This is a genomic window from Exiguobacterium sp. PvP048 (assembly GCF_040549175.1).
Taxonomy (GTDB): domain Bacteria; phylum Bacillota; class Bacilli; order Exiguobacteriales; family Exiguobacteriaceae; genus Exiguobacterium_A; species Exiguobacterium_A artemiae.
This window is the reverse complement of the sequence record NZ_JBEPSU010000001.1, coordinates 623310-649217: the sequence shown is the minus strand read 5'-3', so window position 1 is coordinate 649217 and position 25908 is coordinate 623310. Positions and strand designations below refer to the sequence as shown.

Below are 25908 nucleotides of genomic sequence, written 5' to 3'. Positions count from 1 at the left end.
AACTGGAATCGGTGCATTAACGGATTCAATAACCGGGTACAGAAAGAGGTAGGGGGGATGAATATGCTATTTCGTTATTTATTTTTGGGTATGGACCCCGCGATTGACGACATTCAATTACGAATCATCTATTTTACGGAACTGATTTTCTTTATCGGTCTGTATCAGATTACGAGTCGCTTTTCACGTCAAAGCATGATTCTCGGAACGGTCCTTGGCATCACGGGTCTGATTGCGCTTCTACCGGGAGCCATCTATATTCTGCGGTATAACCCGGAAGATGCAATCATCGACATTACGTTCCTGTTGATTTACTTATTGGAGCCGCTCGCGATTTTAGCATTTCTTGTCGCCTTGTTTCGACGGTTATATCAAAAACGCCATCCCAATCACTGAAGAAGTCCGGACAAACGTTCTGCTGCAACGTTTATCCGGACTTTTTTTGTTGTATTCCGAAAAAAATAAAATATATTTTCGTAAAAAAGATTGATGTGTAACCGGTTACACAATATGATACACATTGTAAGCGTTATCAAAAGAAAGAGGTGGCGAACATGTCGACCATCCGGGAAGTAGCGAAAGTGGCAAATGTCTCCGTTGCGACCGTCTCACGTGTCATGAATGAGAAGGGATATGTCAGCGAAAAAGCAAGAACAGCAGTCCTGCAAGCGATTAAGCAGCTCGATTATCGACCGAACCGGGTCGCCCGGTCGTTGTTCCAAAAACGATCTGGTCTGATTGGTCTGATTGTCCCGGACATCACCAATCCTTTTTTCCCGCAACTCGCACGGGCTGTGGAAGATATGGCACATCAGCACGGATTTCAGGTGATTTTGTGTAACACGGATGAACAGTTTCAGAAAGAACAAGAATATATTCAGTCACTCGAAGCGATGCATGTTGACGGATTGATCATCACGACCAACTATTCGAACAATCCGAACTATGAAAAACTCGAAGTACCGATCGTCGCCCTGGACCGTGTGTTACAGGGAGCGATTCCGACAGTGACCTCAAACGGGCATGACGGCGGAAAAAAAGCCGCTCAGTTTCTGCTCGATCACGGGGCAACCGAACTGGTCGTCATCAGCGGTCCGTCGAAATTGCCGACGATTAAAAAACGCCGGGATGGATTTGAGGAAGTTGCCGGGAAACACCTCGTCGCAAGTATCGAGTCGCCGTTTCATTTTCAGGGGGCGCTCGGAGCAGCCAACTACTTATTTGACCATTACGACTGTAACGGGATTTTTGCAGCAAACGATGTCATTGCAGCAGCGACGATTCAAGTCGCAGCAGAGCGGGGGATTGCGATTCCGGACCAGTTACAGATCATCGGTTACGACGGAATTGAACTCGGACAGATGATTTCTCCACCGCTGACGACGATTGCCCAGCCGATTTACCAGATGGGCGAACTGGCAGCGAAGTTACTGATCCAGCGGATTGAAGGAAAAGAGATTGCAGCTGTCCATCACGAACTGATGGTCGAAGTCATTGAACGGGAAACAACGAAGCGGAAGGATGAACAGTTATGAAACAAATCAGTGTAGTCGGAAGTATCTCGATGGACTTAGTCGTCGAAAGCGATCGTCGTCCGTCAGCAGGCGAAACGGTTATCGGATCCGCTTTCCATACGGTACCGGGAGGCAAGGGGGCGAACCAAGCGGTTGCGATTGCCCGGCTCGGCGGTCACGTCGAAATGGTCGGCTGTATTGGCGACGATGCGAACGGCGTGGCAATCCGTCAAAACTTCGAGACGGAGCACGTCGGGACGACCCATCTGCAGACGATTGCGAAGGAACGGACCGGAACGGCCCACATCACGCTCGCAGAGGGTGACAACTCGATTGTCGTCGTCCAGTCGGCGAACTTAGCGGTTGTCTATGACGAGAATCAACTCGACAGCCTGCTTGGTCAGGCAGACATGATTTTGTTACAGCTCGAAATTCCGCTCGCGACCGTCAAACAGGTGGCGCGTTACGGCAAGACCCACGGGATTCCCGTCGTCTTGAATCCGGCGCCAGCCATCGTCCTTGACGACGAGTTACTCGAAGACGTGACGTACCTGACACCAAACGAACATGAATGCGGCTTGATTTTCGGACAACAGCAACCACTTGAACATTGGTTAAGCCAGTATCCCAATAAATTGATCGTGACGGAAGGCAGCCGGGGCGCCCGCTTTTATGACGGAGACGCGATTGTGACGGTTCCAGCCATCAAGACGGACGTTGTCGATACGACAGGTGCTGGTGATACCTTCAACGGAGCACTTGCTGTCAGCTTGACGGAAGGAACGTCATTGACGGAAGCGATTCGGTTTGCGAACAAGGCAGCCGGTATGTCCGTCCGGGCACTCGGAGCACAAGGCGGAATGCCGACGCGCGAACAGATGGAGGTCGAATCATGAAACGACACGGGATTTTAAACAGTCATATCAGTAAAGTCTTAACGGATCTTGGTCATACGGACATGGTCGTCATCGCTGACTGCGGTCTGCCGATTCCGGCAGGCGTAGAGCGGATCGATTTGGCACTTGAACTCGGGACACCATCGTTCGTTGATGTCGTCCGGATCGTCGCAGACGACATGGCGGTTGAACAGGTGACACTGGCATCGGAAATCAAAGAGGCCAATCCGGTTGCGCTCGAAGCTGTGACGAAGCTCGACGTACCGCAAGATTATATGTCGCACGAAGCATTCAAGGAATTGACGAAGCAGGCGAAAGTCATCATCCGGACGGGTGAAGCGACACCGTATGCGAACGTCATCTTACACGCCGGCGTGATTTTTTAAGGGGAGGAAGTACGATGCAAATTGAGATGACAGGTATCACAAAAGCGTTTGGTCCCGTTCCCGTCTTGAAGGGAGTCGACTTCACTCTCGCGACCGGTGAGATTCATGCCTTGATGGGAGAGAACGGTGCCGGCAAATCGACCTTGATGAAAATTCTGACTGGTGTCCATAAAGCCGATCAAGGAACGATTCAAATTGACGGAGTCGAACAGCAGTATAAAAATCCGAAACTGGCGGAAGAAGCCGGGATTGCCTTCATCCACCAGGAACTGAACATCTTACCGGACTTAACGGTCACGGAAAATCTGTTTCTCGGACGGGAACTGAAATCCCGTTTCGGTGTTTTGAAGCAAGCGGAAATGAAACGGCTTGCCGAACGTGAACTGGCAGAATTGAACGTCTTCATGGACGTCAATCAGCTCGCCCGGACGTTATCGGTCGGACAACAGCAGATGATCGAGATTGCGAAAGCGTTGATGACGGACGCGAAGGTCATCATCATGGATGAGCCGACGGCCGCTTTGACGGAACGCGAAATCCGCGCCTTGTTCAGTGTCGCGACGGCATTGCGGGGTCAAGGAGTCTCGATCGTTTATATCTCGCACCGAATGGAAGAAATTTTTGAGCTGTGTGACCGGATCACGGTCTTACGGGACGGTGTCTCTGTCTCGACCCACCGGATTGCCGACACCTCATTTGAACAGATCGTCCGCGAAATGGTCGGACGCGAGATGGGCGAACGCTATCCGGAGCGTCAAGTGACACTCGGTCAGACGGTCCTCGAAGTCACCGGGGCAACCGGCAAACGGTTTGAAGATGTCTCGTTCTCGGTCCGTGCCGGTGAAATCGTCGGATTTTCTGGCTTGATGGGAGCAGGACGAACAGAAGTCATGCGCGGCTTGTTCGGGGTCGACCGGATGAAAGCAGGGACGATCAGCTTAAACGGCAACGTCGTCAAAATCAAATCACCGCACGATGCGATCAAACAGGGACTCGGTTTCTTAACGGAAGACCGAAAAGGCGAAGGATTGTTCCTCGATTTTTCACTCCGGGAAAACATCTCCTTGCCGACAATCCGGTCGTTATCGAAGTCCGGTGTCATCTCCGATCAATCGGAGCGGCAGTTCGCCGAAGGATATCTCAAGTCGTTATCTGTCCGGCACAGCTCAATGGATCAACCGGCGAAGTCTTTATCAGGCGGGAACCAGCAAAAGGTCGTCCTCGCGAAATGGCTCGGAACAAAACCGGATGTCCTGATTCTCGACGAACCGACACGCGGTGTCGACGTCGGGGCGAAAAAAGAGATTTATATGATTATGAACGAACTCGCCGCAACGGGTGTCGCGATCATCATGATCAGCTCGGATCTGCCGGAAATTCTCGGCATGAGTGACCGCGTCTATGTAATGCGCGAAGGACAGATGAGCGGCATGCTCAACCAAGAAGAGGCAACGCAAGAGAGTATCATGACGCTTGCGACAGGAGGACAATGACATGGAATTGATGCAAGGGAAACTGACAGAAAAGAAACCGAGACGACTCGGGATTGGTCAAAAGCTTGGTCCGCTCGCCGGACTGTTCGCCATCATTCTCGTCGTTTCAATCATGGAACCGGACTTTTTAACGCTTAATAACTTATTTAACATCTTACGCCAAGTTTCGATTAATGCCTTGATTGCCTTCGGAATGACGTTCGTCATCCTGACGGGTGGAATTGACTTGTCGGTCGGCTCGATTCTCGCCTTGTCATCCGCGTTCGTCGCCGGTCTGATGACCGACGGAACGTCCGCGATTCTCGCTGTCCTCGCAGGCTTAATCGTCGGGGCAATCATGGGAGCTTTAAACGGAATGGTCATCTCACTCGGGAAAGTCGCACCGTTCATCGCGACTCTTGCGACGATGACAATCTTCCGTGGTCTGACACTCGTCTACACGGACGGGAAGCCGATTACGGGACTCAGCCAGGGCGGCTGGTTCGAATTATTCGGACGTGGCTACTTCTGGATCTTCCCGGTCCCGGTCGTCACGATGTTGATCGCCTTTGCAGTCCTGTACTTCATTTTGAAGAAAACGACGTTCGGCCGTTATACGTATGCCATCGGCGGGAACGAAGAAGCGGCAAAACTAATGGGGATTCAAGTCAACAAAGTGAAGATTATGATTTACGCGCTGTCCGGTTTAATGGCAGCACTCGCCGGCATCATCCTGACGTCGCGTCTGAACTCGGCGCAACCGACGGCCGGAACATCGTATGAGCTCGATGCCATCGCAGCCGTCGTACTCGGCGGAACGAGCTTATCCGGCGGACGCGGTTGGATTGTCGGAACATTAATCGGTGCCTTGATCATCGGCACACTCAACAACGGACTCAACCTGCTTGGTGTGTCGTCGTTCTTCCAGCTTGTCGTCAAAGGGCTCGTCATCCTGTTCGCCGTACTCGCGGACCGGAAACAAACTACGTGATTTACCATCTAAAAGGAGGATATTGATATGAAAAAATTACTCGCACTTGTCATGATGGCGTTAATGGTCTTCGCAGCGGCTTGTTCGACGGAACAACCGGGCAGGGACACGGAAAAGGAAAAGAAAACAAAAGACTTTAAGATCGGTCTGTCGATTTCGACACTTAACAACCCGTTCTTCGTTTCACTGAAAGACGGCGCGGAAAAAGAAGCAAAAGCACAAGGCGCAACACTCCAAGTCGCCGATGCACAAGATGATGCGGCGAAACAAGCAAGTGACATCGAAGATATGATTCAGAAAAAAGTGGATCTCATCCTGATCAACCCAACAGATTCAGCAGCAGTCGGTGCAGCGGTTCAGACAGCAAACGATGCTGACATTCCGGTCATCACAGTTGACCGTAACGCAGAAGCTGGGGACGTCATCGCGCACATCGCGTCAGATAACGTCGCAGGTGGAAAACAAGCCGGTGAATACATGATCGAACTCGTTGGCGACAAAGCGAAAGTCGTTGAACTTGAAGGAATTCCAGGTGCTTCTGCTACTCGTGACCGCGGCGAAGGATTCCATTCAGCAGTCGACAGTAAACTTGACGTCGTGGCGAAACAATCAGCAAACTTTGACCGGGCGAAAGGTCTTTCGGTCATGGAAAACATTCTTCAAAACAACAAAGACATCAAAGCCGTCTTCGCACACAACGATGAAATGGCACTGGGTGCGGTTGAAGCGTTAAAAGCAGCGGGCATGGAAGATGTCAAAGTCATCGGATTTGACGCAACAGACGATGCGGTCAAAGCCGTCAAAGACGGTAAAATGGCGGGAACCGTTGCTCAAAAACCGGCAGAAATCGGTAAAATGGGTATCGATACAGCAATCAAACACTTAAAAGGCGAGAAAGTCGACAAGAACATTCCGGTCGAACTTGATCTCATCAAACAATAAGCATCACTGCCAGCCGTCTGATTTTGTCAGTCGGCTGGTGTTTTTTTGAAGGTAAGATGAACTTCATGAATCTATACCTTGTTCCCGTAGTTGTTTTTCTCTATAATGAAAGAAGCGTATATTACTGAAGGAGGATCATCGATGATCATTCATAACGTGGCTCTTGTCGGCCTCATCGTCGTTTCCGTTCTTCTCATCATCGTCGTTCTCTTGATGTCGGGCCGTACGGCTGGACTCGGAGCACTGACAGGTGGAGCAGAACAATTATTTGGTCGCCAAAAAGCCCGTGGCTTGGATGCGGTCCTAAACCGTGTAGCGTCTATCTTAGGGGCATTATTCTTTATTTTGGCGTTACTCGTCGCTTTTTATAAGTGAGTACTGAAACGACAGCCGTCCGATCGCGCTGTCGTTTTTTCGTATTTCTCGATTTCTAAATTTTCATTTTGGGGTATAGAGTTAGAGGGGGAATCATTTTATGAAAATCACATTACCAAAACCATTCTTTTTTGAAGGCGGCAACCGGGCTGTTCTGTTGTTACACGGCTTTACGGGATCAAGCGCCGATGTCCGGATGCTCGGACGTTACTTGCAAAAACACGGATATACTTCACTCGCACCACAATATAAGGGGCACGCTGCCCCACCCGAAGAGCTGACGAAGACCGGGCCAGCCGACTGGTGGCAAGATGTTCTTGACGGCTATGAAGAATTAAAAGCCAAAGGATATGACGAGATTGCCGTCTGCGGACTGTCGCTCGGCGGAGTCATGTCACTTCGACTTTCGATGCACCGTCCGGTCAAAGCGGTCATTCCGATGTGTGCGCCGGCCTACATCAAAAGTGAAGAGGTCATGTATGCAGGAGTCACGGAGTATGCAAGAGAATTTAAGAAGCGAGAAGGAAAATCGGCGGAAGAAATCGAGCAGGAGATGGCAGTGTTCGAACCGATGCCGACCTTAAAAGATTTGCAAGGCTTGCTGAAAGACACACGCGATTCACTCGAAGATGTCTATGCACCGACGCTTGTCATCCAGGCCCGCAACGATCACATGATCAACACCGATTCAGCGAACATCATTCACGACGGTGTCAGTGCCTTACAGAAAGATTTGATCTGGTATGAGAACTCAGGTCATGTCATTACGCTCGACAAAGAAAAAGAAACGCTCCACCAAGATATCCATGAATTTCTGGACGGCTTGAACTGGAGCCACTAATTGGAGGTGTCACGTTGGAATTACGTGAACGAATACTAGAGGTCATCGGAGCGGAAGAACGTCCGTTGTCGATTGATCAATTAACGAAAAAACTGGAATTAACAGATACGGCACAGTTCAAGGAACTGATCCGGACATTAAATGAGCTGGAAGATGAAGCACTCATCGCACGGACCCGTTCGAACAAATACGGGACACTGGCGCAAATCGGGCAAGTCGCCGGAAAAATCTCGGTCCACCAACGCGGATTCGGATTCGTTTCACCGGAGGACGGTTCAGCAGGCGATATCTTCTTGCCGGCACCGGAACTCGGCAACGTCTATAACGGCGACCGTGTCCTCGTCAAAGTGTTCGCCGAATCAAACGGCGGAGACCGCCGTGAAGGCAAGCTGCTGAAGATTCTCTCACGTGGACCGGCTGATTTCGTCGGAACGTTCGTCAGTCCAAAAGGACGGATTGAGTCGATCGCCTACATCGAGCCTGATGATTCGAAGCTGACGTTCCTACCGGTCGTCGCAAACGAAGATACGCTTGGTGCCGTCGACGGCCATAAAGTCCTCGCACGGATCACGAAGTATCCGGACGGCCGTTACGCCGGAACTGCTAAAGTCCTGCAAATCATCGGGCATAAAAACGATCCGGGTGTCGATATCCTGTCGATCGTCCACAAGCACGGCATCAATGTCGACTTCTCGGACGCAGCGATTGCGGAAGCAAATGACATTCCCGATCAAATCGATGAGAAAGATCTTGTCGGTCGGGTCGACTTACGCAACGAAGTGACGGTGACGATTGACGGCGCCGATGCAAAAGACTTGGATGATGCCGTTCACGTCAAGAAACTTTCGAACGGTAACTACGAGCTTGGTGTTCACATCGCCGACGTCTCACATTACGTCAAGGAAGATTCACCGCTCGACGAAGAAGCACGCGAACGCGGAACGAGTGTTTATCTCGTGGACCGGGTCATTCCGATGATTCCGCACCGTCTGTCAAACGGAATCTGTTCACTCAACCCGCACGTTGACCGGTTAACACTCAGCTGTATTATGGAAATCGATCAAAACGGGGTTGTCGTCAACCATGAGATTTTACAGAGTGTCATTAAGACGGTGGAACGGATGACGTATACCGATGTCCGTAAAATCATCGAACGCGAAGACGAAGAAGTGGTCGCAAAATATCACGATCTCGTCGCGAACTTCGATCAGATGGCGGAACTGGCTGCGATTCTCCGCGAACGCCGCTCACGCCGTGGCGCAATCAACTTCGACTTCCCGGAAGCGAAAGTCCTCGTCAACGAAGAAGGCAAGACAAGCGAAATCATCTTACGCGAACGGTCGGTTGCCGAGAAACTGATTGAAGAGTTTATGCTTGCCGCGAATGAAACGGTGGCGGAACACGTTCAACACCAAAAACTGCCGTTCATGTACCGAATCCACGATGAGCCGAAAGCAGAACGTCTCGATACGTTCTTCAAGTTCATCGCCAACTTCGGCATCAACGTCGAACTCAAAGGCGAGTCGGTCGCACCGAAGACGTTGCAATCGATCCTGAACGCCGTGGAAGGTGAGCCGGAAGAAGCCGTCGTCAGTACGGTCATGTTACGGTCGCTCCAACAAGCGAAATACGACGTCGAACCGATTGGTCACTTTGGTCTGTCGACCGATTTCTACACGCACTTCACGTCACCAATCCGCCGGTATCCGGACTTGATGGTCCACCGTCTCCTGCGCGAGTACATCATTTTTAATGATAAATCGCAAAAGACACAGGACCGTTACTCTGCGATTCTGCCGGAAATCGCCGATCACGCTTCAAAACGGGAACGTCGTGCCGTTGACGCGGAACGCGAAACGAATGCGCTGAAGAAAGCCGAGTATATGGAACAACACATCGGCGAGACGTTTGAAGGTGTCGTCAGCGGAGTGACCAACTTCGGTATGTTCGTCGAGTTACCGAACACGATCGAAGGACTCGTTCACATCCAGGCGATGACGGATGACTTCTACCGCTACGACGAAGCGAACTATCAATTGATGGGCGAACGGACGAAACAACAGTTCCGGATCGGTGACGTCGTCGAGATTAAAGTCACCGGTGTCAACATCGATGAGAAGACGATCGACTTCGCAGTCGTCGGCATGCCGGAACGTCAACCGAAAAAACGCTTTGAGTCGAAGACGATCCGTTCAAGCGGCGGCCGTCCGGGACAAAAACGCGACGATAAGAAAGACGACCGTCGCGGGAAGTCGAAGCGTCCGAGTAAGCCGAAGGACCAGTCGAAAGGCAAAGGGTTCGCGCTGAAGGACAAGAAGGATAAACCGCCGTTCCATAAAGCGGTCTCGAATAAAAAACGGAAGCGCAAATAAGCGCTTCTGTTTAGAAATGTGGTGGAAGAGAGATGCCAAAAGGTACAAGTTCAAAAGTATTAGCCAACAACAAACGGGCGTCGTTTGATTATGCGATTGAAGATACGATCGAAGCGGGTCTCGTCTTGACGGGAACCGAAATCAAATCGGTCCGTAAAGGAAAAATCAGTATCGGCGACGCGTTCGTCCGCTTTGACGGCGGGGAAGCGATTCTCTGGAACTCGAACATCGCCCACTTTGAACAAGGGAACCGATACAACCACGAACAGCTCCGTCCGCGGAAACTGTTGTTGCACAAAAAACAGATCGCAAACTTAATGGGACTCGTCTCGCGCGACGGCTACACGATCGTGCCGCTGAAGGTCTACATCAAGAACGGCTACGCGAAATGTCTGATCGGACTCGGCCGCGGGAAGAAGAAATTCGACAAACGCGACGATTTGAAGAAGAAGGACGCGAAACGCGATATTGACCGCGCATTACGTGACAAGCAAAAGTATTGAACCCGTAACACTTTTCTGCTATTATAATAGTATTCGGAAAGCCCCAATTTTAGATCTTGGGGACGTTACGGATTCGACGGGGGTAGTTCGGTCTTCTGTGGCGTGTCGAGGGGTCGGCCTCGTTAAAACGCATCAGCCATAACTGGCAAAACTAACACACAACTCGCAGCAGCTTAATAGCTACTACGGATCCTAGCAGCCGTCGCCTGGTCGGCTGATTTCTAGGGTCTCACTTTAAACAGGCTACGCTTGGACCCTTCCGTCTGGAGGGAAAGAGAAGAGATGGAATCAGACTGGTCGGACGGACGCCTGTCAATTGGCAGCCTGACGACGAGATCCCAATAAATTGACTACACACGTAGAAGCTTAAGTATACGATGCCTTCGGACGTGGGTTCGACTCCCACCGTCTCCATACCCTGAAATCTTAAGGATTTCAGAAAGCACCAAAACTTCTTAAATTGAGGTTTTGGTGCTTTTTTATTGTAATAATAAATGATTGAATGCGTATGTATTAAATACTATTAAAATAAAGAATGTTGGAATTTAAAACCAATAGAAGTATAATAATTGTAATGAACTTTCTGTTTGTTAAATATTTGATAATAAAATTTAGGGGTGTAAAATGTCAAAAGAAAATGCTGAACTAATGGGATTGGAAAATAATACAGTTGATTCGTTTGACTTTGAAGAGTTAGAAAATAAACTTCAAATAGAATTGGCTGAAAAAATTTCGGAACTTGAACTTTTAGAAGAGGACAGAGAAAAAATAGGTAATGTAGATAGTCTTGGAAGTGTCATACAAAATGCAGTTTGGGAGCAATTTTTAAATCAAGTCGCTGTAACTGCAGGTGAAGACTTTTTAAAAGAAAACAATAATATCTCATTAAATCTGAAAAAAGATGCACATGTTCAGACTACTGAGAACTTTGAAAAAGGTAAGATAGCCAAAAACAACTCTAGTATTGACTATCAAAAACGTTTTGATGACTATCAGGGAAGGTTTCAAAAAGATGATAATGGAAATATAAAAGAAAAATTTGATAATAGAAGTGGTAAAAATCGAAAAGTCTTAACAAAAGATGCAAGAGATGACTTTGATAAAGGTAGAGATAAAGGTTCTGCAAGTGTTCATAAAGATCATACTATTCCAACAGCAGAAATTAACCGAGACGCAGAAGCAAATGCACATTTAAGTAGGAAGGAACAAGTAGCATTTGCTAATGGTAATACGAATTTGAATGATTTAGATTCCGCTGCCAATCAATCTAAAAGCGACAGTAGTATGAGCGATTTTTTAAATAGTGAACGTGATGGGAAAAAGGCATCTGAACGATTTAATATTGATGAAAAAGAGCTGAAAGAACAAGATAAAAGTGCTCGCGAAGACTTTGAACAAAAAAAACAAGAAGGTGTTCAAAAATCTATTGAAGCTGGAAATAAATCTCGTAAAGAAGAAGCATTCAAAATAACAGGAAAAGCGCTTCGTACAATAGTGATGACTATGTTTGCTGAATTTATTAAAGAAGTAATGAGTAAATTAATCAGATGGTTAAAATCATCTTCCAAAAATTTAAGCACATTGTTTGAACATATCAAAGAAGCAATTAGTTCTTTTGTGAGTAAGTTAAAAAAACATCTAATTAATGCTGGGAAATCTATATTAACTACTATATTTACAGCTATATACGGACCAATTGTTGCAAGTATAAAAAAAGTTTGGAGCTTATTAAAGCATGGTTGGAAGTCTATTAAAGATGCTATAGATTATCTAAATAGTCCTGAAAATAAAGAAAAATCCTTGGAGATTAAACTTTTAGAAGCTGGAAAAATAGTGATGGTAGGCTTAAGTGCTGTTAGTGCAATCGTATTAGGGGAAGCGATTGAGAAAGGTTTGATGTCAATTCCTTTTCTTGCAATCGAAATTCCATTTCTAGGTAGTCTAGCTAGTTTGATAGGGATGTTTGCAGGTGCTTTAACTGCAGGAATAATTGGAGCAATCACGCTAAATTTAATTGATAAAGCAGTAGAAAAGAAGCAAGAAAATTATAATTTGAGCAGTCAAATCGAAAAAGGAAATGAAGTTTTAAGTATTCAGTCTCAACTTATAGATGTAAGTAGTGAAAAGCTCAGTGATACTAAAAAAGAAGCAGCTGACTCCATATCTGTAAGACACTCAGCTGCAAAAATTGAAATGAACGAGTCACTAAATTTTATTTTCACAAGCGATACAAATGGTTCTAAAGAAAATAACGATTCACTTGATGAAATGGAACAAATTATCAAAGGTCTTCTAGAATGAATATTGGTTTTAACAAATACATAATCAGAGGTTTATTACATGGATAAATTTATTATTAAAACTCGAAAATTTGATGAAGCAAAAAAACAATTGAAAAATTTTTCAATGACTAAACATGATGAACTAAAGCTTGATAAAGTTGATGTAAGTGGAGGATTGTTTGACTGGTTTGATCATAAGGTTACAGGAGAAGAATTAAATGAGGTAATAAAGCAAGTACAAAATAATTTGATGAAATCCAATTCATTACACAAAAAATTTATAGAAGAGTTTGGTCAAGTATACAATGCTCTAGAAGCACTAGATAAAGAATATATACAAGGAATACTTATTTCTATTAAAGCAGCTGAAGAAGCTAGTAAAGAAGCAAAAGAAGCTCAAAAAGAGATTAACAAGTCTATAAAAGTACAAAGACAAACAATTGAAGTATTGAAAAATTTTAAAGAAAAATTAGATAAATATGAGCATCTTGAAAAAGTTGATGATGTTTGGAAATATGTACAAGTATTCAATGGAGATGTACAAAATATTAATCATAAAATTGAAATTATAGAGCAGATGTCTAAAAAACATTTTGACGCTATTGCTAAGTTAAATCAGTTTAAAAAAGAATTAAGTGATTTAACGCATTTGAAATATGTGGATGAATTGTGGGAAGAAAATAATACTTCTAAAATTAATATTAAATTATTAAGTAATCAAATAATTGATATTGAAAAAAAAATCATCTCTCAAAATAAAATAGTCGATGAATTTGAAAACTTTAAAGATAAAATAAATAAGGTCAAACATATTTATGATATTGATTTAATGTGGAAAGATGTAAAAAATATTTTTGGGAACATTGATAATCTAAATTTGCAGATTAGTAATGTGAAACAAGTGATTGAAATTCAAAATAAAAATTTACTATCTATAAATAAATTTGTAGAAACTATTTCCGAGTATAGTCATCTTCATAAAATTGATCAACTATGGGAAGAACATGAAAATTCTAAAAGCAGCTTACGTTCATTAAATGATCAACTAAGCAATAATCAAAAAGAACTTCTTTCTCAAAAACAGTCAATAAATATAATACAAGAATTTAAAATGAAGTTGGAAAAACTACATCATATCTATGATGTAGATCAACTATGGGTAAAATCACAAGAATTTTCTTCGATTCTTAATGTTACTGCTGATCAGATTGAAGATATGAAGCGTTTAGCTAAAGCTAGAGATGAGAAGATAGAGTCTATTAGTAAATTTACAGAAACTATTAGTGAGTACGAATATCTCAACGACATTGATGAATTATGGATAGATTTTCAAAAAAATAAAATTGAGACTAACGTTTTAATTGAAGAAAATCGTAATTTATCTGCGAAAATTAAGAATGTTTATTTTTTAGCAGCAGGATCTCTAGGTGTTACATTGATTCATTTTATTTTGAATTTAGTTGGAATTTTAAGATGAGAAATAAATATGCGAATGATTTTTTAGATTTATCTTCGAAATTAGATGCGCTGATTAATGAGCATGGAGAAATTACAAGACATGCGCTATCTATTGTAGATCATCTAGATTATCAATCTACAATTATACTATTGAAAAAAATGAACGATATATCTAATTCTAATAATAATTTAGATGTAAAACTATTAGTTAAAACGCTAAAAGATAGCTTAATTAAATTCTATGGATATAATACTGTTTTAAATATTTGTAATAAAGAAATCATGGTTGAGGATAACCGTACTTTATCAGAACTATTAATTGAATTACATAATCTAGTAGGTTTAGAGAGTGTGAAGTCAAAAGTAGATGATTTAATTGCATATCAAAAAATTCAAAGAATGCGTCATGAAAAAGGTTTAATTTCTCTTAAAAGTACACTTCATTTAGCTTTTATGGGTAAACCTGGGACCGGAAAAACTACTGTTGCAAGAATTATTGGACGATTGTATAAGAAGCTAGGCTTGCTATCTAAAGGACATTTTGTTGAAGTTTCTAGAACGGATTTAATAGCAGGTTATCAAGGTCAAACAGCTTTAAAAGTTAAAAAAGTAATTGAAGAGGCATTGGGTGGGGTTTTATTTATTGATGAGGCTTATAGTATAACTGAAAATAATCATAGTGATTCTTATGGCAGAGAGTGTATAACAGAACTAACAAAAGCGCTTGAAGATTATCGAGAAGATTTAGTGGTAATAGTAGCAGGATACACAGACCCTATGAATAAATTTTTAGATTCTAACTTAGGATTAAAATCTCGTTTTAACACATTTATTGAATTTGAAGATTACACAGCTATAGAGCTAGAACAGATTTTATTAATATTGTGTGAAAAGAGTAACTATATTTTGAGTGAAGAAGCTAAAAATATAGTAAAAATAATATTGGAAGACTTGGTAGAATCAAAAGAAGAGAATTTTGCGAATGGTCGATTAGTAAGAAATATATATGATGATTTAATTATGAATCATGCAAGAAGAGTAGCAAATATTGAAAATCCAAGTATAGAAGAGTTGTCTATTATCATTAAAAGTGATTTTAAACAAAAGCAATTAATTTCTAAAAAATAGTTTGGATAATATACCTGATTTTCGGACGGATATATTCAAGGTGTATTATCGATGTAATTTACTAAGTCTATTGTTTTCTGATAATATTTTATAGAATTAGTCTTTTTTTGTTTTAATGATAGATAATGTAATTAGAGGTAACAATAAAAAATCTAGAATTTTAAAAGTGCTGTATCATTTGTTAGATATGGTACTTTTTTATAAAGAGAATAAAAAGAATAGTTTTCAGCGGAAATTAACGTATAATACAATAATAAGTCAAGTTATAAAAATTAACTTTCTTTATAGGTTGTGTAGAGCATTATTATAAAATAAGGTGTATTTCTAACAAAAGAATTTTTTATTAGAAACAGGAGCTGACATCTATGATACGACGTGCCACCTTGATGGACGGAAAGGCCTTATCGGATTTGATGCGACGGATTGATCGGGAAACAAAATATATGTTGTATGAACCGGAAGAACGCAGCATGTCGACGGAACAGGCGGAAGCGTTTATCGAACGATTTGGTCAGGCGGCGAACTCGGACATCTTTGTCGTCGATGTCGATGAACAACTTGTCGGCTATGTGTTGGTCGTCGGTGGCAAACCAAGCCGAATCCGTCACCGGGCGAACCTCGTTATCGGCTTGCTGGATGCCTATACGGGGCGCGGGCTTGGTGCCGGATTACTCGAAGCCGTCGATGCCTTTGCCGTTGAAGCGGGACTTGTCCGGCTGGAACTGACAGTCCGGAAAGATAACCTGCGGGCAATCGAGTTGTATCATAAGTTCGGCTTCAATATTGAAGGCACGCGGATTGCTTCTTTGTTAATTGACGGCGAGTACGTCGACGAACTGGCAATGTCGAAGATTTTTACGACAGAAGAAACCTAAAAAAGATGCTCGGATGCCTCCTCTCAAATTGAGACGGGACAGACGAGCATCTTTTTTATTGGGACAATTTCTGTTGTTCAAACTCGACTTCGAGGACATTTTTGGCATAATCCTTACCCCAGTCGTACATCGCGTCCAGAATCGGCATCAGACTGTAGCCGTGTGGCGTCAACGAATATTCGACCTTCGGCGGAACGACCGGATACACTTCCCGGTGGATGATATGGTGATCTTCCAGCTCCCGTAATTGATTAACGAGCATCCGTTGCGTGATACCGGGCATCAGACTTTTCAGCTCTCCGAAGCGTTTAGTGCCTTCTTTCCCGAGATGCCAAAGAATCAGCATCTTCCATTTCCCCCCGATGATCGATAGGGTCAATTCCTTTTCACAATTAAACTGCCGGTCTTCAAAATGTGGCATCGTCCCACCTCCTTTTTCAGTATAGCCCTCTTGTCATCGACAGTATACTTTTCCGCACTATGTATGAAAAATCGCACTATGTAAATTAAAAGTGCGTACTTCCCAAGTTCGTCTATGAGGATTATATTTAGTCATGTTCCTTCACGAACGTCAGAAGGAAGTGCCAGGATCCATAAATAGAGAGAAGAATGGGAGAGATCAATTATGAAATTACAACTCGCAATCGATTTAGTCGATACAGCAGGTGCCATCGCTTTAGTCAAAGAAATTGGTGAAGAAAACTTAGATATCGTTGAGATCGGGACACCGGTCGTCATCAACGAAGGGCTTCGTGCCGTTAAAGAAATGAAAGCGGCATTCCCGAACTTAACGGTTCTCGCCGACTTAAAAATCATGGATGCTGCCGGCTATGAAGTCAGCCAAGCTGTCGCACACGGTGCCGATATCGTGACGATTCTTGGAGCTGCCGAAGATATGTCGATCCAAGGTGCCGTTGAAGAAGCGAAAAAATCAGGCAAGAAGATTTTGGTGGATATGATTGCTGTCAAAGATATCGCGACACGTGCGAAAGAGCTTGATGAACTCGGTGTTGACTACATCTGTGTCCACACAGGTTACGATCTTCAAGCCGTCGGTCAAAACTCGTTCGAGGATCTCGCGACAATCAAATCCGTTGTCAAAAACGCTAAAACAGCAGTTGCTGGCGGAATCAAGATGGAGACATTACCTGAAGTCATCGCAGCACGCCCAGACCTCATCATCGTCGGTGGCGGAATTACCGGACAAGACGACAAACAAGGAACAGCGTCAACGATGCGTCGGATGCTGCAAGAGGCGTAAATGACACATATTCAAACGATTTTACAAGAGCTGACGTCGACGGTCGAAGCGATTGATCAAGCCGAGACGACGCAACTCGCGGAAGCCGTTCTGAAGGCAGACCGGATCTTTCTCGCTGGAGCCGGTCGCTCCGGCTTGATGGGCAAAGCGTTTGTCATGCGCCTGATGCACATGAACTTTGATGCATACGTCGTCGGTGAGACGGTTACCGCGAACTTGCGCGAAGGGGACTTGTTGATCATCGGATCAGGATCCGGTGAGACGAAAACACTCGTCCCGATCGTCGAGAAAGCGAAACAACTCGGTGGAACCGTCGCGGTCGTTACGATTGAGCCGACGTCGACACTGGCGAAGTTAGCGGACTTAACCGTGAAGCTACCGGGCGTGCCGAAAGAACGGACAGCCACAGCAGACGAAACGGTTCAGCCGATGGGATCATTGTTTGAGCAAACGATGTTGCTGTTCTATGATGCGTTGATTCTCCACATCATGGCGGCGAAACAACTTGATTCAAAAACGATGTACGGCAAACATGCCAATTTAGAATAGAAGAGATTACAAGACCGGTAGACGTGTACGTCACGTTTGCCGGTCTTTTTTTGTTTGGCATGAAAAAATCGCCCGTTTCCCGCAACTCCTGACAGAGTTGATGAAAACGAGCGATTCTTTTTTTTACATATTTAATGTCTTACCACTTCATGTCAAAATCAGCACCGACATCTTTTGCCAGGTGCGCATCTGATCCGTAAACGAGCGGAATGCCTAAAGACTGCGTGAGTTGCAGGAGTTCCGGGTAAGGATAGGAAAGACCGCACAACGGTTTCCGCAATCCTGCCGTATTGAGATCGAGCGTAAAGTCTGCCTGCCGGATTTTCCGGACCGTCTCATCCAAGTTCGCCGGCGTCTGCTCAAGCGGATAGGCTTGGATGAACTTCGTCGGCAACGTCAAGTGACCGAGGCGTTTTGGTTGATGTGTCCCGAGGTTCGTCATGACGAGTGCCTGAATGCCTTCGTAATAGCGTTCGTGGGCCGCTGTGACACTGCCTGTCGCCGTGACGATCTCACCAAAACTTTCTTTGCTGAAGTCGACCATGTAATACCGGTCCTCGATCCAGAGGTAATGGAGCGACAGGATGCCGTCCGTCAGCTCGGGACCGTAACGGGCGATGATGTCGCGCGTGCCGTCGACGTCATGCTCCCAGTAATCAAACTCCATCCCGATCCGGATGTCGATATCGTTTTTGTATGTGTCGCGTAACGTCTTCAGTTCTTCGATGTAGCGTTCGGCTGTCGCAAACGACATCCCGGAATCGTTATCGGGTGCCGGATCAACGAGTCCTTCCGGCAGCGGGGCGTGCTCGGTGAAGCTGATCCGTTCGAGACCTTGTAACAGGGCGCGTTCGATATACGCTTCGAGTGGATCCTGTGTTCCGTGCGGACAATACGGGCTGTGGACGTGACCGTCCCATTTAATTAATTGCATGATAAAACCTCCAATATGTTTTTTCAGTACGAAAACAGGCAAAAGGATTGACAATCGAACCACAAAAAAGGTATCTTATCGTTAAATAATTTAGCGTGGTACAGTGATAACAAGATAAAGGAGTGGCGACATGCAATCATTTTCTACGATTCGACTCAAAGACGGGGCGACGGACTACGTCGGGCAATCAGCTGAACGCCTGCAACGTGTCATCCGCCAACTCGAGGATGGGCTCGAACAATCTAACTATACCCGATTAATCACCCCTTTAATTGAAGAAGTCGGTGGCCGGGAACAAATTCGGATGGATTTTACGACAAGTGTCGCGCGGGCGCTCAGTGAGCGGGGCCGCGAACAATATAAGCGCGTCTTTTACAGTGGTTCGGTCTTCCAGCCGGAAGAAAAGTTCCAAGTCGGTTTTGAAGAACGGGGCGTCATTGCCGAGGTCGAAGCAATCCAACTCGGTGTCCGGTTGATCGAAGAATTGACCGGTAAAGAAGTGACGTTGTCGATCGGCGACGCCGGACTGATTGAACACTTGATTGAAACGCGGGTCGGTGATCACCACCTGCGGGATCAAGTGACACAGATGTTGCGGTTACGGAACGTCATCGAACTGAAACGGATTGCCCGGGAACTCGATGATGCCTTGCTCGCCAAACTCCCGCTCTTATTTGGTCGGGAAGGGGCGGAACAGATCTTGCCGTATGTTGACGAAACCCGCTTGAATGCCGTCATCGATTTAGCAGACGCCGTCAATGCCGATCTCGACTTCGGACAGATGGGGCTGCAGACATACTATGATGGCGTGACGATTCACGGTTTCATCGAAGGTGTGACCGAGCCGGTGTTGGTCGGAGGACGATACGACCGGCTGTACGAACAATTTGGTCAGGAACAACAAGCGTTCGGGATCGGATTTTCCGTCGAACGACTCGCGGAGGTGCTCTAAATGCGGATTGGGATTACGAAAGGCCGGCTGTCGAAAACGACGGAACGGTATTTAAAAGAAGCAGGCGTCGAAACGTGGGGAGCGATCGAACGTGAATTGATCGTCAAGCGCGGCGAACATGAATTCGTCTTCATGAAAGGATCGGACTTGATTCCGTACGTCGCCCAAGGCGTCCTCGACGTTGCGATCACCGGCAGCGACATCCTGCTCGAATCGGATCAGGAATTGTCGGAACTGGCAGAATTGCCATTCGGGATTTGCCGGATGTCGGTTTGTGCGAAAGAACCGTTGCAGTTCGAAGGCGGACGTCGGGTCCGGATTGCGACCAAATATCCGGTCATCGCGAAACGTTACTTCAGTGAACTTGGTGTCGATGTCGATATCGTGCCGCTGAACGGTTCGGTTGAACTGGCACCATTGCTCGGACTTGCTGATGCAATCGTCGATATCGTCGAAACGGGTGAAACACTCCGGGCGAACGGTCTCAACGAATATGAAAAGATCATCGATATCAACGCCCGATTCTTTACAAGCGAGTGGACGTTGAAACGCAAACGCGTCGAAGTGATTCAATTACTCGAACAGCTGACAGAAGGAGTGACTCGGTAATGGCAACGACAAAAAACTTCAGTGTTGACCGTGAGACGGAGCAAGCCGTCCGGTCGATTCTGGAACAAGTGGCAAACGACGGCGATGCGGCCGTCCGTCGCTATACAAGTGAATTTGACCGTGTGGATTTGACAGATTTCCGTTTGGATGAAACGAAGATTCAAGAAGCGTTTGATCAAGCCGATCCGAATCTGGTCGACTCGTTAAAACTGATGGCGACCCGACTCGTTGAGTGGCACGAACAAGAATTGCCGTCCGACATCGAGCTCGTCGAAGCGGACGTCACCCGTCGCCAACGGTTTGTTCCGGTTGACTCGGTCGGGATTTATGTCCCGGGCGGAGCAGCAAGTTATCCGTCGACCGTCCTGATGAACGCGATTCCGGCTAAAGTCGCCGGCGTCGAGCGGGTCGTCATGGTAACACCGGTCACCGGACTCAGCACAGAAGTGTTGGTCGCGGCGAAAATCGCCGGTGTGGCGGAAATCTATACAATCGGTGGCGCTCAAGCCGTCGCTGCCTTGACGTTCGGTACGGAATCGATTCAAGCGGTTGATTTGATCGTCGGACCGGGTAACCGGTTTGTTGCCGAAGCGAAACGTCAAGTCTACGGCATTGTCGGTATCGACTCAGTCGCCGGACCGTCAGAAGTCGTCGTCATCGCTGATGAGACGGCGCATCCGGACCGGATTGCTGCCGATCTCCTGGCGCAAGCGGAACACGATCGTGACGCAGTCGCGATTGCCTTTGTCCCAACGGAAGCAATGAAAGCGGACGTCGATGCGAACATCGAACGCCGTCTGCAACAGTTACCGCGCCAGGAGATTGCACGCCGGGCGATGGAAAACGGTGGTGTCTTCGTCGCTTCACTTGATGATGCGATTGCAGAAGCGAACCGTTTGGCTGCCGAACACTTGGAACTCGCTGTCGCGAACCCGCAAGAGGTCGTCAAGTTGATCCGTCACGCCGGGATGATTTTCCTCGGACACGAAACACCGGAAACACTGGGTGATTATGTCGCCGGGACGAACCACGTCTTACCGACGTCCGGGACAGCCCGCTTTGCGTCCGGCTTATCGGCACGAACGTTCTTACGTCACCAGACGATGCTCGAAGCGACACGGGAAGGTGTCGCTCGACTAGCAAATGCCGCGAAAACCGTTGCCCGGGTCGAAGGACTCGAAGCACACGCACAAGCGATAGAAGTGAGGGAGAACTGATGCGACTACACCAAAACGAACGATTTACGGCACACAGCCCGGTTGGCATCGAGACGATCAAACAACTCGTCGAGACGTTTCCGATCAATGAATACCCGGTCGAAGTCATCGACCAAGCGAAAGCATCGTACAGCGCCTATGCCGGTGTCCGTCCGACGCAACTCGTAGCCGGGAACGGCTCCGACGAACTGATTGGTTACCTCTGTGCCCGCTACGCCGGTCCAGAGTCACCGGTCATCGCCTCGCAACCGGATTTCGTCATGTATCAGTTTTATGCCGACCGCGCACGGGCCGACTTCAGTAAAGTCCCGTTGCTCGACGGGATGGCACTTGATGTCGACGGACTGCTCGCTGCACCGGGCAACATCATCTTCCTCAGTCACCCGCATAATCCGTCGGGGATTTTACGCAAGGAAGCGGATGTCCGCCGATTGCTCGACAGCGGAAAATATGTCGTGATTGATGAAGCCTACATCGACTTTGCCCTTGAACAATCGATGGTCGGTCTACTCGACGAATATCCGAACGCGATCATTCTCCGGACGTTGTCGAAAGCGTTTGGCCTCGCGTCCTTGCGACTCGGCTTCCTGATTGCGAGTGAACAGATCGTCGCGGAAGTCGAATCAATCAAGTCACCGTATAATGTCTCCGGACTCTCAGCTGCCGTCGGGATTGCCATCATGGCCGAGCCGGAACTGGATCTCGTCTTGGAAGAGACGTTCGCGAGCCGGGACACGATTGCCCGTCTGGTCGAACCGCTTGGTAGAACGTATCCGAGTGCTGCGAATTTTGTTTACGTTGAATACGAGAAAGCTGAACGCTTCACCGAACGTTGTGCCAACGCCGGACTGCGGATCCGTTTGTTTGACGGAGCCTTCCGCGTCAGTTGCGGCTCGACGGAAGCGATGGAAATCTTAGAGAAATGTGTAGAGGAGGAACTGCAATGCGTCGTGGGACAAGTGAACGAGTAAGTTCAGAATCAGAAATCAAGGTGGCGGTCGACCTCAGTGGCGGACCGGTTGAGATTAAGACAGGTGTCGGCTTCTTTGACCACATGTTGACGTTGTTTGCCTTCCAGGCCCGGATTGGTCTTGTGATTGAAGCGAAGGGCGATCTCTGGATCGATGCCCACCATACGGTTGAAGATACGGCCATCGTTCTCGGAGCTGCCTTGACGGAAGCGTTAGGCGACAAAGCCGGCATCGAACGGTACGGCGAATCACGTGTGCCGATGGACGAGACGCTTGCCTCGGTCGTCCTCGACTTCAGCGGTCGTCCGTATACGGTCTTCCTCGCCGAATTCAAAAATCCGAAGCTCGGTGATTTCGATACGGAACTGGCGGAAGAGTTTTTCCAAGGTTTGTCCCGCAGTGCCCGGATGACGATTCATGCCCAAGTCCTTTACGGATCGAACACACACCACATGATCGAAGGACTGTTCAAGGCACTGGGGCGGGCTGTCCGTCAAGCAGTTGCCGTGACCGGTGACGGCGTCCCGTCGACGAAAGGACTGATTGACCAATGATCGCGATTGTAGATTATGGTGTCGGCAATATCGCCAATATTGAACGGGCGTTAAAAGAGCTCGGAGAAGCCGTCATCGTCACGAGTGATCTGGAATTGCTCGGACAGGCGGAAGCGCTCGTCTTACCGGGTGTCGGTGCCTATGCCCCGGCAATGGCCCGGTTAGAAGAGACGGGACTGATTGAGTTCTTACAGGAACAAGCGACGAAAAAACCGTTCCTCGGGATTTGTCTCGGGATGCAACTGTTGTTTGAATCAAGTGATGAAGATGGACAGACACAAGGGCTCGGTATTTTACCGGGAACGGTCGAAAAGTTACCGAGTGACGTCCGCTTGCCGCACATGGGCTGGCACCAGTTGACGAATCATGGGGAAGCCGTTTATTTCGTTCACTCGTACGGTGCCGTCTGTGAACCGGACTGGATCGTCGACTCGGTCGAATATGGACGACTCGTCCCGGCCATCGTCCAAAAGGACTTGGTGACAGGGATGCAGTTCCACCCGGAGAAGAGTGGGGAAGTCGGATTGAAATTACTTAAGGAATGGAGAGAGACGACATGCAACTCTACCCAGCAATCGATTTAATGAGCGGACAGGCCGTCCGGCTCAAACAAGGTGATTTTCAACAGCAAACCTTTTTCGGAGATGCGTTGACGATCGCAAGACGGTTTAAAGAAGACGGTGCGACAGCGATTCACCTGATTGATCTCGATGGCGCCAAAGCCGGTGAACCGCTTCACTTGAGCCTGATTGCGGACATCAAAAAAGAAACCGGTTTGTTTGTCGAAGCCGGCGGCGGTGTCCGGAACATCGAAACGGTCGAAGCTTACGTCGGCGCCGGAATTGACCGGATTCTAATCGGGACGGTTGCACTGGAAGACGAAGCGTTGCTTGAACAGATGATTGAGCGGGCCGGTGATAAGCTGGCTGTGGCGCTTGACGCCAAAAACGGAATCGTTCAGACACGCGGTTGGCTCGAAGCGAGTGACTGGACACTCGAACGGGCGATTGAACATTTGATTCAAAAAGGCATTAAGACGTTCTTGTACACGGACATCTCCCGTGACGGAATGATGCAGGGACCGGATGTTGACGGACTCGACCGTTTAAAACGGGACGGCGTTGAACTTATTGCGTCCGGTGGTGTAACGACGGTCGAAGACGTCGCCCGCTTAAAAGAGATCGGGATGGACGGTGCCGTCATCGGCCGTGCCTTGCTCGACGGTTCATTGTCGTTGAAAGAGGTGCTTCGCGTATGTTGATGAAACGGATCATTCCTTGCCTCGATGTCAAGGAGGGGCGCGTCGTCAAAGGCGTGAAGTTTCAAAATCTGCGCGACCACGGCGATCCCGTCGCCGTCGCGAAATACTATTACGAACAAGGTGCCGATGAGCTGGTGTTACTTGATATCTCGGCAACGCAAGAAGGACGCGACACGATGCTCGATATCGTCGAGCGGGTGGCAGAAGTCATCTACATGCCGTTTACGGTCGGCGGCGGCATCAAGACGCTGGAAGACGCGAAACGCTTGATTCGCGCCGGTGCCGATAAAGTCTCCCTCAATTCGTCGGCGTTACAGAACCCGCAACTGATTCAAGACATCAGCCGTCTGTTTGGTGTTCAGGCGACGGTCGTCGCGATCGATGCTAAGCGGACCGGTGACTCATGGGGCGTCTTCTCGCACGGCGGCACACAAGCTGTTGGACGGGATGCGATTGAATGGGCGAAGGAAGCCGTCTCGCTTGGAGCCGGTGAACTGCTTGTCACGTCGATGGATGCCGACGGAACAAAGGATGGCTACGATTTGGAATTGATCCAACGCTTACGCGAAGTCGTCAATGTGCCGTTGATCGCCTCCGGTGGTGTCGGGACACTCGAACACTTGGCGGAAGGTCTCGAAGCGGGAGCCGATGCGGCACTGGCGGCATCGATTTTCCACGAAGCGACCTATACGATGCCGGAGACAAAAGACTACTTGAAGGCGAGAGGAGTCGACGTCCGATGATCGAATTGAATTTTTCGAAGGGACTCGTCGCGGCTGTCATCTTGAATGAAACGACAAACGATGTCCTGATGGTCGGTTTTATGGATCAGGCGGCTTACGACAAGACGCTTGCGACCGGACTCGTCACGTTTTTCTCGCGGACGAAGAACCGTCTTTGGACGAAGGGCGAGACGAGCGGACATACGCTTGAATTACGCCGTATGTGGATTGATTGTGACCAGGACAGCTTATTGATTACCGTCAAAGCGACCGGACCGACGTGCCATACCGGCAATCGGACATGTTTCTATACAGAAGTGGAGGTGCCGCATGCTACATGAACTCGAACGTACAGTAAAAGAAAAAATCGCGTCGCAAGATGAGGCGTCTTATACGAACTACCTGGTTAAAGCCGGGCGTGAAAAAATCGCCAAGAAGTTTGGCGAAGAAGCCTTTGAAGTCGTCCTCGCGGGGGATGACACCCTCGCGGAAGAGACAGCGGACTTGCTGTATCATCTGACGGTGTTGCTTGCTGATCGCGGAGTATCGTTTACGGACGTTGAAGCTGTTTTGAACGAACGTCATGGGACGAAGTCGACGTTCAAGGATCGACCGGATATTGAACAGTGGTAATCCACGGCTCTGCATTCCTCAAACGGGATGCAGAGTTTTTTTGCTGAAAAAAGTGGGAAAACAACAAAAGAAGTGTCATCAAATCGTCAGAACATTTTGATAGGCATTTAGTAGAAAGCGGGCGTATAATCAAGAGCATAGTCTGTTTGTCCAGAAAGTAGGTGTCATCTTGATCACAAAAAAAGAAATCACGAAAACGATCAAAGAGCA

The 25908-nt window shown here is 47.3% G+C and carries 27 protein-coding genes, 1 other RNA gene and 1 pseudogene; 27 read left to right on the top strand and 2 right to left on the bottom strand.

What is annotated here, in order from left to right; translation table 11 throughout:
• Positions 1-63 precede the first annotated feature (63 nt).
• The 16 genes from ABIC15_RS03265 (at position 64) to ABIC15_RS03190 (ending at position 16035) form a co-directional block, all read left to right on the top strand.
• The gene (locus tag ABIC15_RS03265; RefSeq protein ID WP_012371255.1) at positions 64-396 is read left to right on the top strand and encodes a hypothetical protein; all 333 of its coding nucleotides are present in this window, start codon (positions 64-66) and stop codon (positions 394-396) included.
• Between the two features lie 158 nt (positions 397-554).
• Entirely contained in the window at positions 555-1535 is a 981-nt protein-coding gene (locus tag ABIC15_RS03260; RefSeq protein ID WP_354019709.1) for a LacI family DNA-binding transcriptional regulator, read from the top strand.
• A complete protein-coding gene (rbsK, locus tag ABIC15_RS03255) occupies positions 1532-2410 on the top strand; it encodes a ribokinase (RefSeq protein WP_354019708.1) in 879 nt (292 codons plus the stop codon). Before ABIC15_RS03260 ends, rbsK begins: the two co-directional genes overlap by 4 nt.
• Positions 2407-2796 (top strand): D-ribose pyranase, encoded by a 390-nt coding sequence (gene rbsD / locus ABIC15_RS03250; RefSeq protein ID WP_354019707.1) that lies wholly within the window; start codon positions 2407-2409, stop codon positions 2794-2796. Before rbsK ends, rbsD begins: the two co-directional genes overlap by 4 nt.
• Positions 2797-2810: 14 nt before the next feature.
• Positions 2811-4289 carry a sugar ABC transporter ATP-binding protein gene (locus tag ABIC15_RS03245; protein WP_354019706.1) on the top strand — a complete coding sequence of 493 codons (1479 nt, stop codon included), beginning with the start codon at positions 2811-2813 and terminating at the stop codon, positions 4287-4289.
• 1 nt (position 4290) lies between these two features.
• Complete coding sequence (gene rbsC, locus ABIC15_RS03240; RefSeq protein WP_012371250.1) at positions 4291-5259, top strand: ribose ABC transporter permease; 969 nt, start codon at positions 4291-4293, stop codon at positions 5257-5259.
• Positions 5260-5286: 27 nt separating this feature from the next.
• Entirely contained in the window at positions 5287-6201 is a 915-nt protein-coding gene (rbsB, locus tag ABIC15_RS03235; protein WP_354019705.1) for a ribose ABC transporter substrate-binding protein RbsB, read from the top strand.
• 141 nt (positions 6202-6342) lie between these two features.
• Positions 6343-6576, top strand: coding sequence for a preprotein translocase subunit SecG (gene secG / locus ABIC15_RS03230; protein ID WP_012371248.1), 234 nt, complete (start codon positions 6343-6345; stop codon positions 6574-6576).
• A gap of 100 nt (positions 6577-6676) precedes the next feature.
• On the top strand, positions 6677-7417 hold the full coding sequence (locus ABIC15_RS03225; RefSeq protein WP_012371247.1) for an alpha/beta hydrolase: 741 nt from the start codon (positions 6677-6679) through the stop codon (positions 7415-7417).
• Between the two features lie 14 nt (positions 7418-7431).
• Positions 7432-9789 (top strand): ribonuclease R, encoded by a 2358-nt coding sequence (gene rnr / locus ABIC15_RS03220; protein WP_354019704.1) that lies wholly within the window; start codon positions 7432-7434, stop codon positions 9787-9789.
• A 32-nt stretch (positions 9790-9821) separates the two neighbouring features.
• Positions 9822-10292, top strand: coding sequence for an SsrA-binding protein SmpB (gene smpB / locus ABIC15_RS03215; protein ID WP_014971147.1), 471 nt, complete (start codon positions 9822-9824; stop codon positions 10290-10292).
• Between the two features lie 58 nt (positions 10293-10350).
• Positions 10351-10709: a transfer-messenger RNA gene (gene ssrA, locus ABIC15_RS03210) on the top strand.
• 207 nt (positions 10710-10916) lie between these two features.
• Entirely contained in the window at positions 10917-12593 is a 1677-nt protein-coding gene (locus ABIC15_RS03205; RefSeq protein WP_354019703.1) for an AI-2E family transporter, read from the top strand.
• A 39-nt stretch (positions 12594-12632) separates the two neighbouring features.
• On the top strand, positions 12633-14051 hold the full coding sequence (locus ABIC15_RS03200; protein ID WP_354019702.1) for a hypothetical protein: 1419 nt from the start codon (positions 12633-12635) through the stop codon (positions 14049-14051).
• Complete coding sequence (locus ABIC15_RS03195) at positions 14048-15160, top strand: AAA family ATPase (protein WP_354019701.1); 1113 nt, start codon at positions 14048-14050, stop codon at positions 15158-15160. The genes ABIC15_RS03200 and ABIC15_RS03195 overlap by 4 nt, the downstream gene beginning before the upstream one ends.
• 365 nt (positions 15161-15525) lie before the next feature.
• Positions 15526-16035 (top strand): GNAT family N-acetyltransferase, encoded by a 510-nt coding sequence (locus ABIC15_RS03190; protein ID WP_114595135.1) that lies wholly within the window; start codon positions 15526-15528, stop codon positions 16033-16035.
• Positions 16036-16090: 55 nt separating this feature from the next.
• On the opposite strand, the gene ABIC15_RS03185 is transcribed toward ABIC15_RS03190, so the two are convergent.
• Positions 16091-16456 (bottom strand): winged helix-turn-helix transcriptional regulator, encoded by a 366-nt coding sequence (locus tag ABIC15_RS03185; protein ID WP_012371239.1) that lies wholly within the window; start codon positions 16454-16456, stop codon positions 16091-16093.
• Positions 16457-16660: 204 nt separating this feature from the next.
• Here ABIC15_RS03185 and hxlA point away from each other — a divergent pair, with 204 nt between their 5' ends.
• On the top strand, positions 16661-17296 hold the full coding sequence (hxlA, locus tag ABIC15_RS03180; RefSeq protein WP_026827605.1) for a 3-hexulose-6-phosphate synthase: 636 nt from the start codon (positions 16661-16663) through the stop codon (positions 17294-17296).
• A complete protein-coding gene (hxlB, locus tag ABIC15_RS03175; RefSeq protein ID WP_114595137.1) occupies positions 17297-17845 on the top strand; it encodes a 6-phospho-3-hexuloisomerase in 549 nt (182 codons plus the stop codon).
• 139 nt (positions 17846-17984) lie between these two features.
• On the opposite strand, the gene hisJ is transcribed toward hxlB, so the two are convergent.
• Positions 17985-18779, bottom strand: a complete 795-nt coding sequence (gene hisJ, locus ABIC15_RS03170; RefSeq protein WP_354019700.1) for a histidinol-phosphatase HisJ — start codon at positions 18777-18779, stop codon at positions 17985-17987.
• A 130-nt stretch (positions 18780-18909) separates the two neighbouring features.
• Between hisJ and ABIC15_RS03165 the strand changes: the two genes are divergently transcribed.
• The 9 genes and pseudogenes from ABIC15_RS03165 to hisIE all read left to right on the top strand — a co-directional run bounded on the left by ABIC15_RS03165 (position 18910) and on the right by hisIE (position 25698).
• The gene (locus ABIC15_RS03165; RefSeq protein ID WP_026827608.1) at positions 18910-19731 is read left to right on the top strand and encodes an ATP phosphoribosyltransferase regulatory subunit; all 822 of its coding nucleotides are present in this window, start codon (positions 18910-18912) and stop codon (positions 19729-19731) included.
• A complete protein-coding gene (gene hisG, locus ABIC15_RS03160; protein ID WP_012371233.1) occupies positions 19732-20340 on the top strand; it encodes an ATP phosphoribosyltransferase in 609 nt (202 codons plus the stop codon). It abuts the gene before it with no gap.
• Positions 20340-21557 (top strand): histidinol dehydrogenase, encoded by a 1218-nt coding sequence (hisD, locus tag ABIC15_RS03155; RefSeq protein ID WP_354019699.1) that lies wholly within the window; start codon positions 20340-20342, stop codon positions 21555-21557. The genes hisG and hisD overlap by 1 nt, the downstream gene beginning before the upstream one ends.
• The gene (locus tag ABIC15_RS03150) at positions 21557-22528 is read left to right on the top strand and encodes a pyridoxal phosphate-dependent aminotransferase (protein ID WP_114595142.1); all 972 of its coding nucleotides are present in this window, start codon (positions 21557-21559) and stop codon (positions 22526-22528) included. Before hisD ends, ABIC15_RS03150 begins: the two co-directional genes overlap by 1 nt.
• The gene (gene hisB / locus ABIC15_RS03145; protein WP_012371230.1) at positions 22501-23082 is read left to right on the top strand and encodes an imidazoleglycerol-phosphate dehydratase HisB; all 582 of its coding nucleotides are present in this window, start codon (positions 22501-22503) and stop codon (positions 23080-23082) included. Before ABIC15_RS03150 ends, hisB begins: the two co-directional genes overlap by 28 nt.
• Entirely contained in the window at positions 23079-23666 is a 588-nt protein-coding gene (gene hisH / locus ABIC15_RS03140) for an imidazole glycerol phosphate synthase subunit HisH (protein ID WP_028105794.1), read from the top strand. The genes hisB and hisH overlap by 4 nt, the downstream gene beginning before the upstream one ends.
• A complete protein-coding gene (gene hisA, locus ABIC15_RS03135) occupies positions 23639-24343 on the top strand; it encodes a 1-(5-phosphoribosyl)-5-[(5-phosphoribosylamino)methylideneamino]imidazole-4-carboxamide isomerase (protein WP_026832198.1) in 705 nt (234 codons plus the stop codon). The genes hisH and hisA overlap by 28 nt, the downstream gene beginning before the upstream one ends.
• Positions 24337-25086: an imidazole glycerol phosphate synthase subunit HisF gene (gene hisF, locus ABIC15_RS03130; protein WP_354019698.1), complete on the top strand. Its 750-nt coding sequence runs from the start codon at positions 24337-24339 to the stop codon at positions 25084-25086. The genes hisA and hisF overlap by 7 nt, the downstream gene beginning before the upstream one ends.
• Positions 25083-25698: pseudogene (gene hisIE / locus ABIC15_RS15290) on the top strand (bifunctional phosphoribosyl-AMP cyclohydrolase/phosphoribosyl-ATP diphosphatase HisIE). The gene hisF and the pseudogene hisIE overlap by 4 nt, the downstream one beginning before the upstream one ends.
• The last annotated feature ends 210 nt before the right edge of the window (positions 25699-25908 follow it).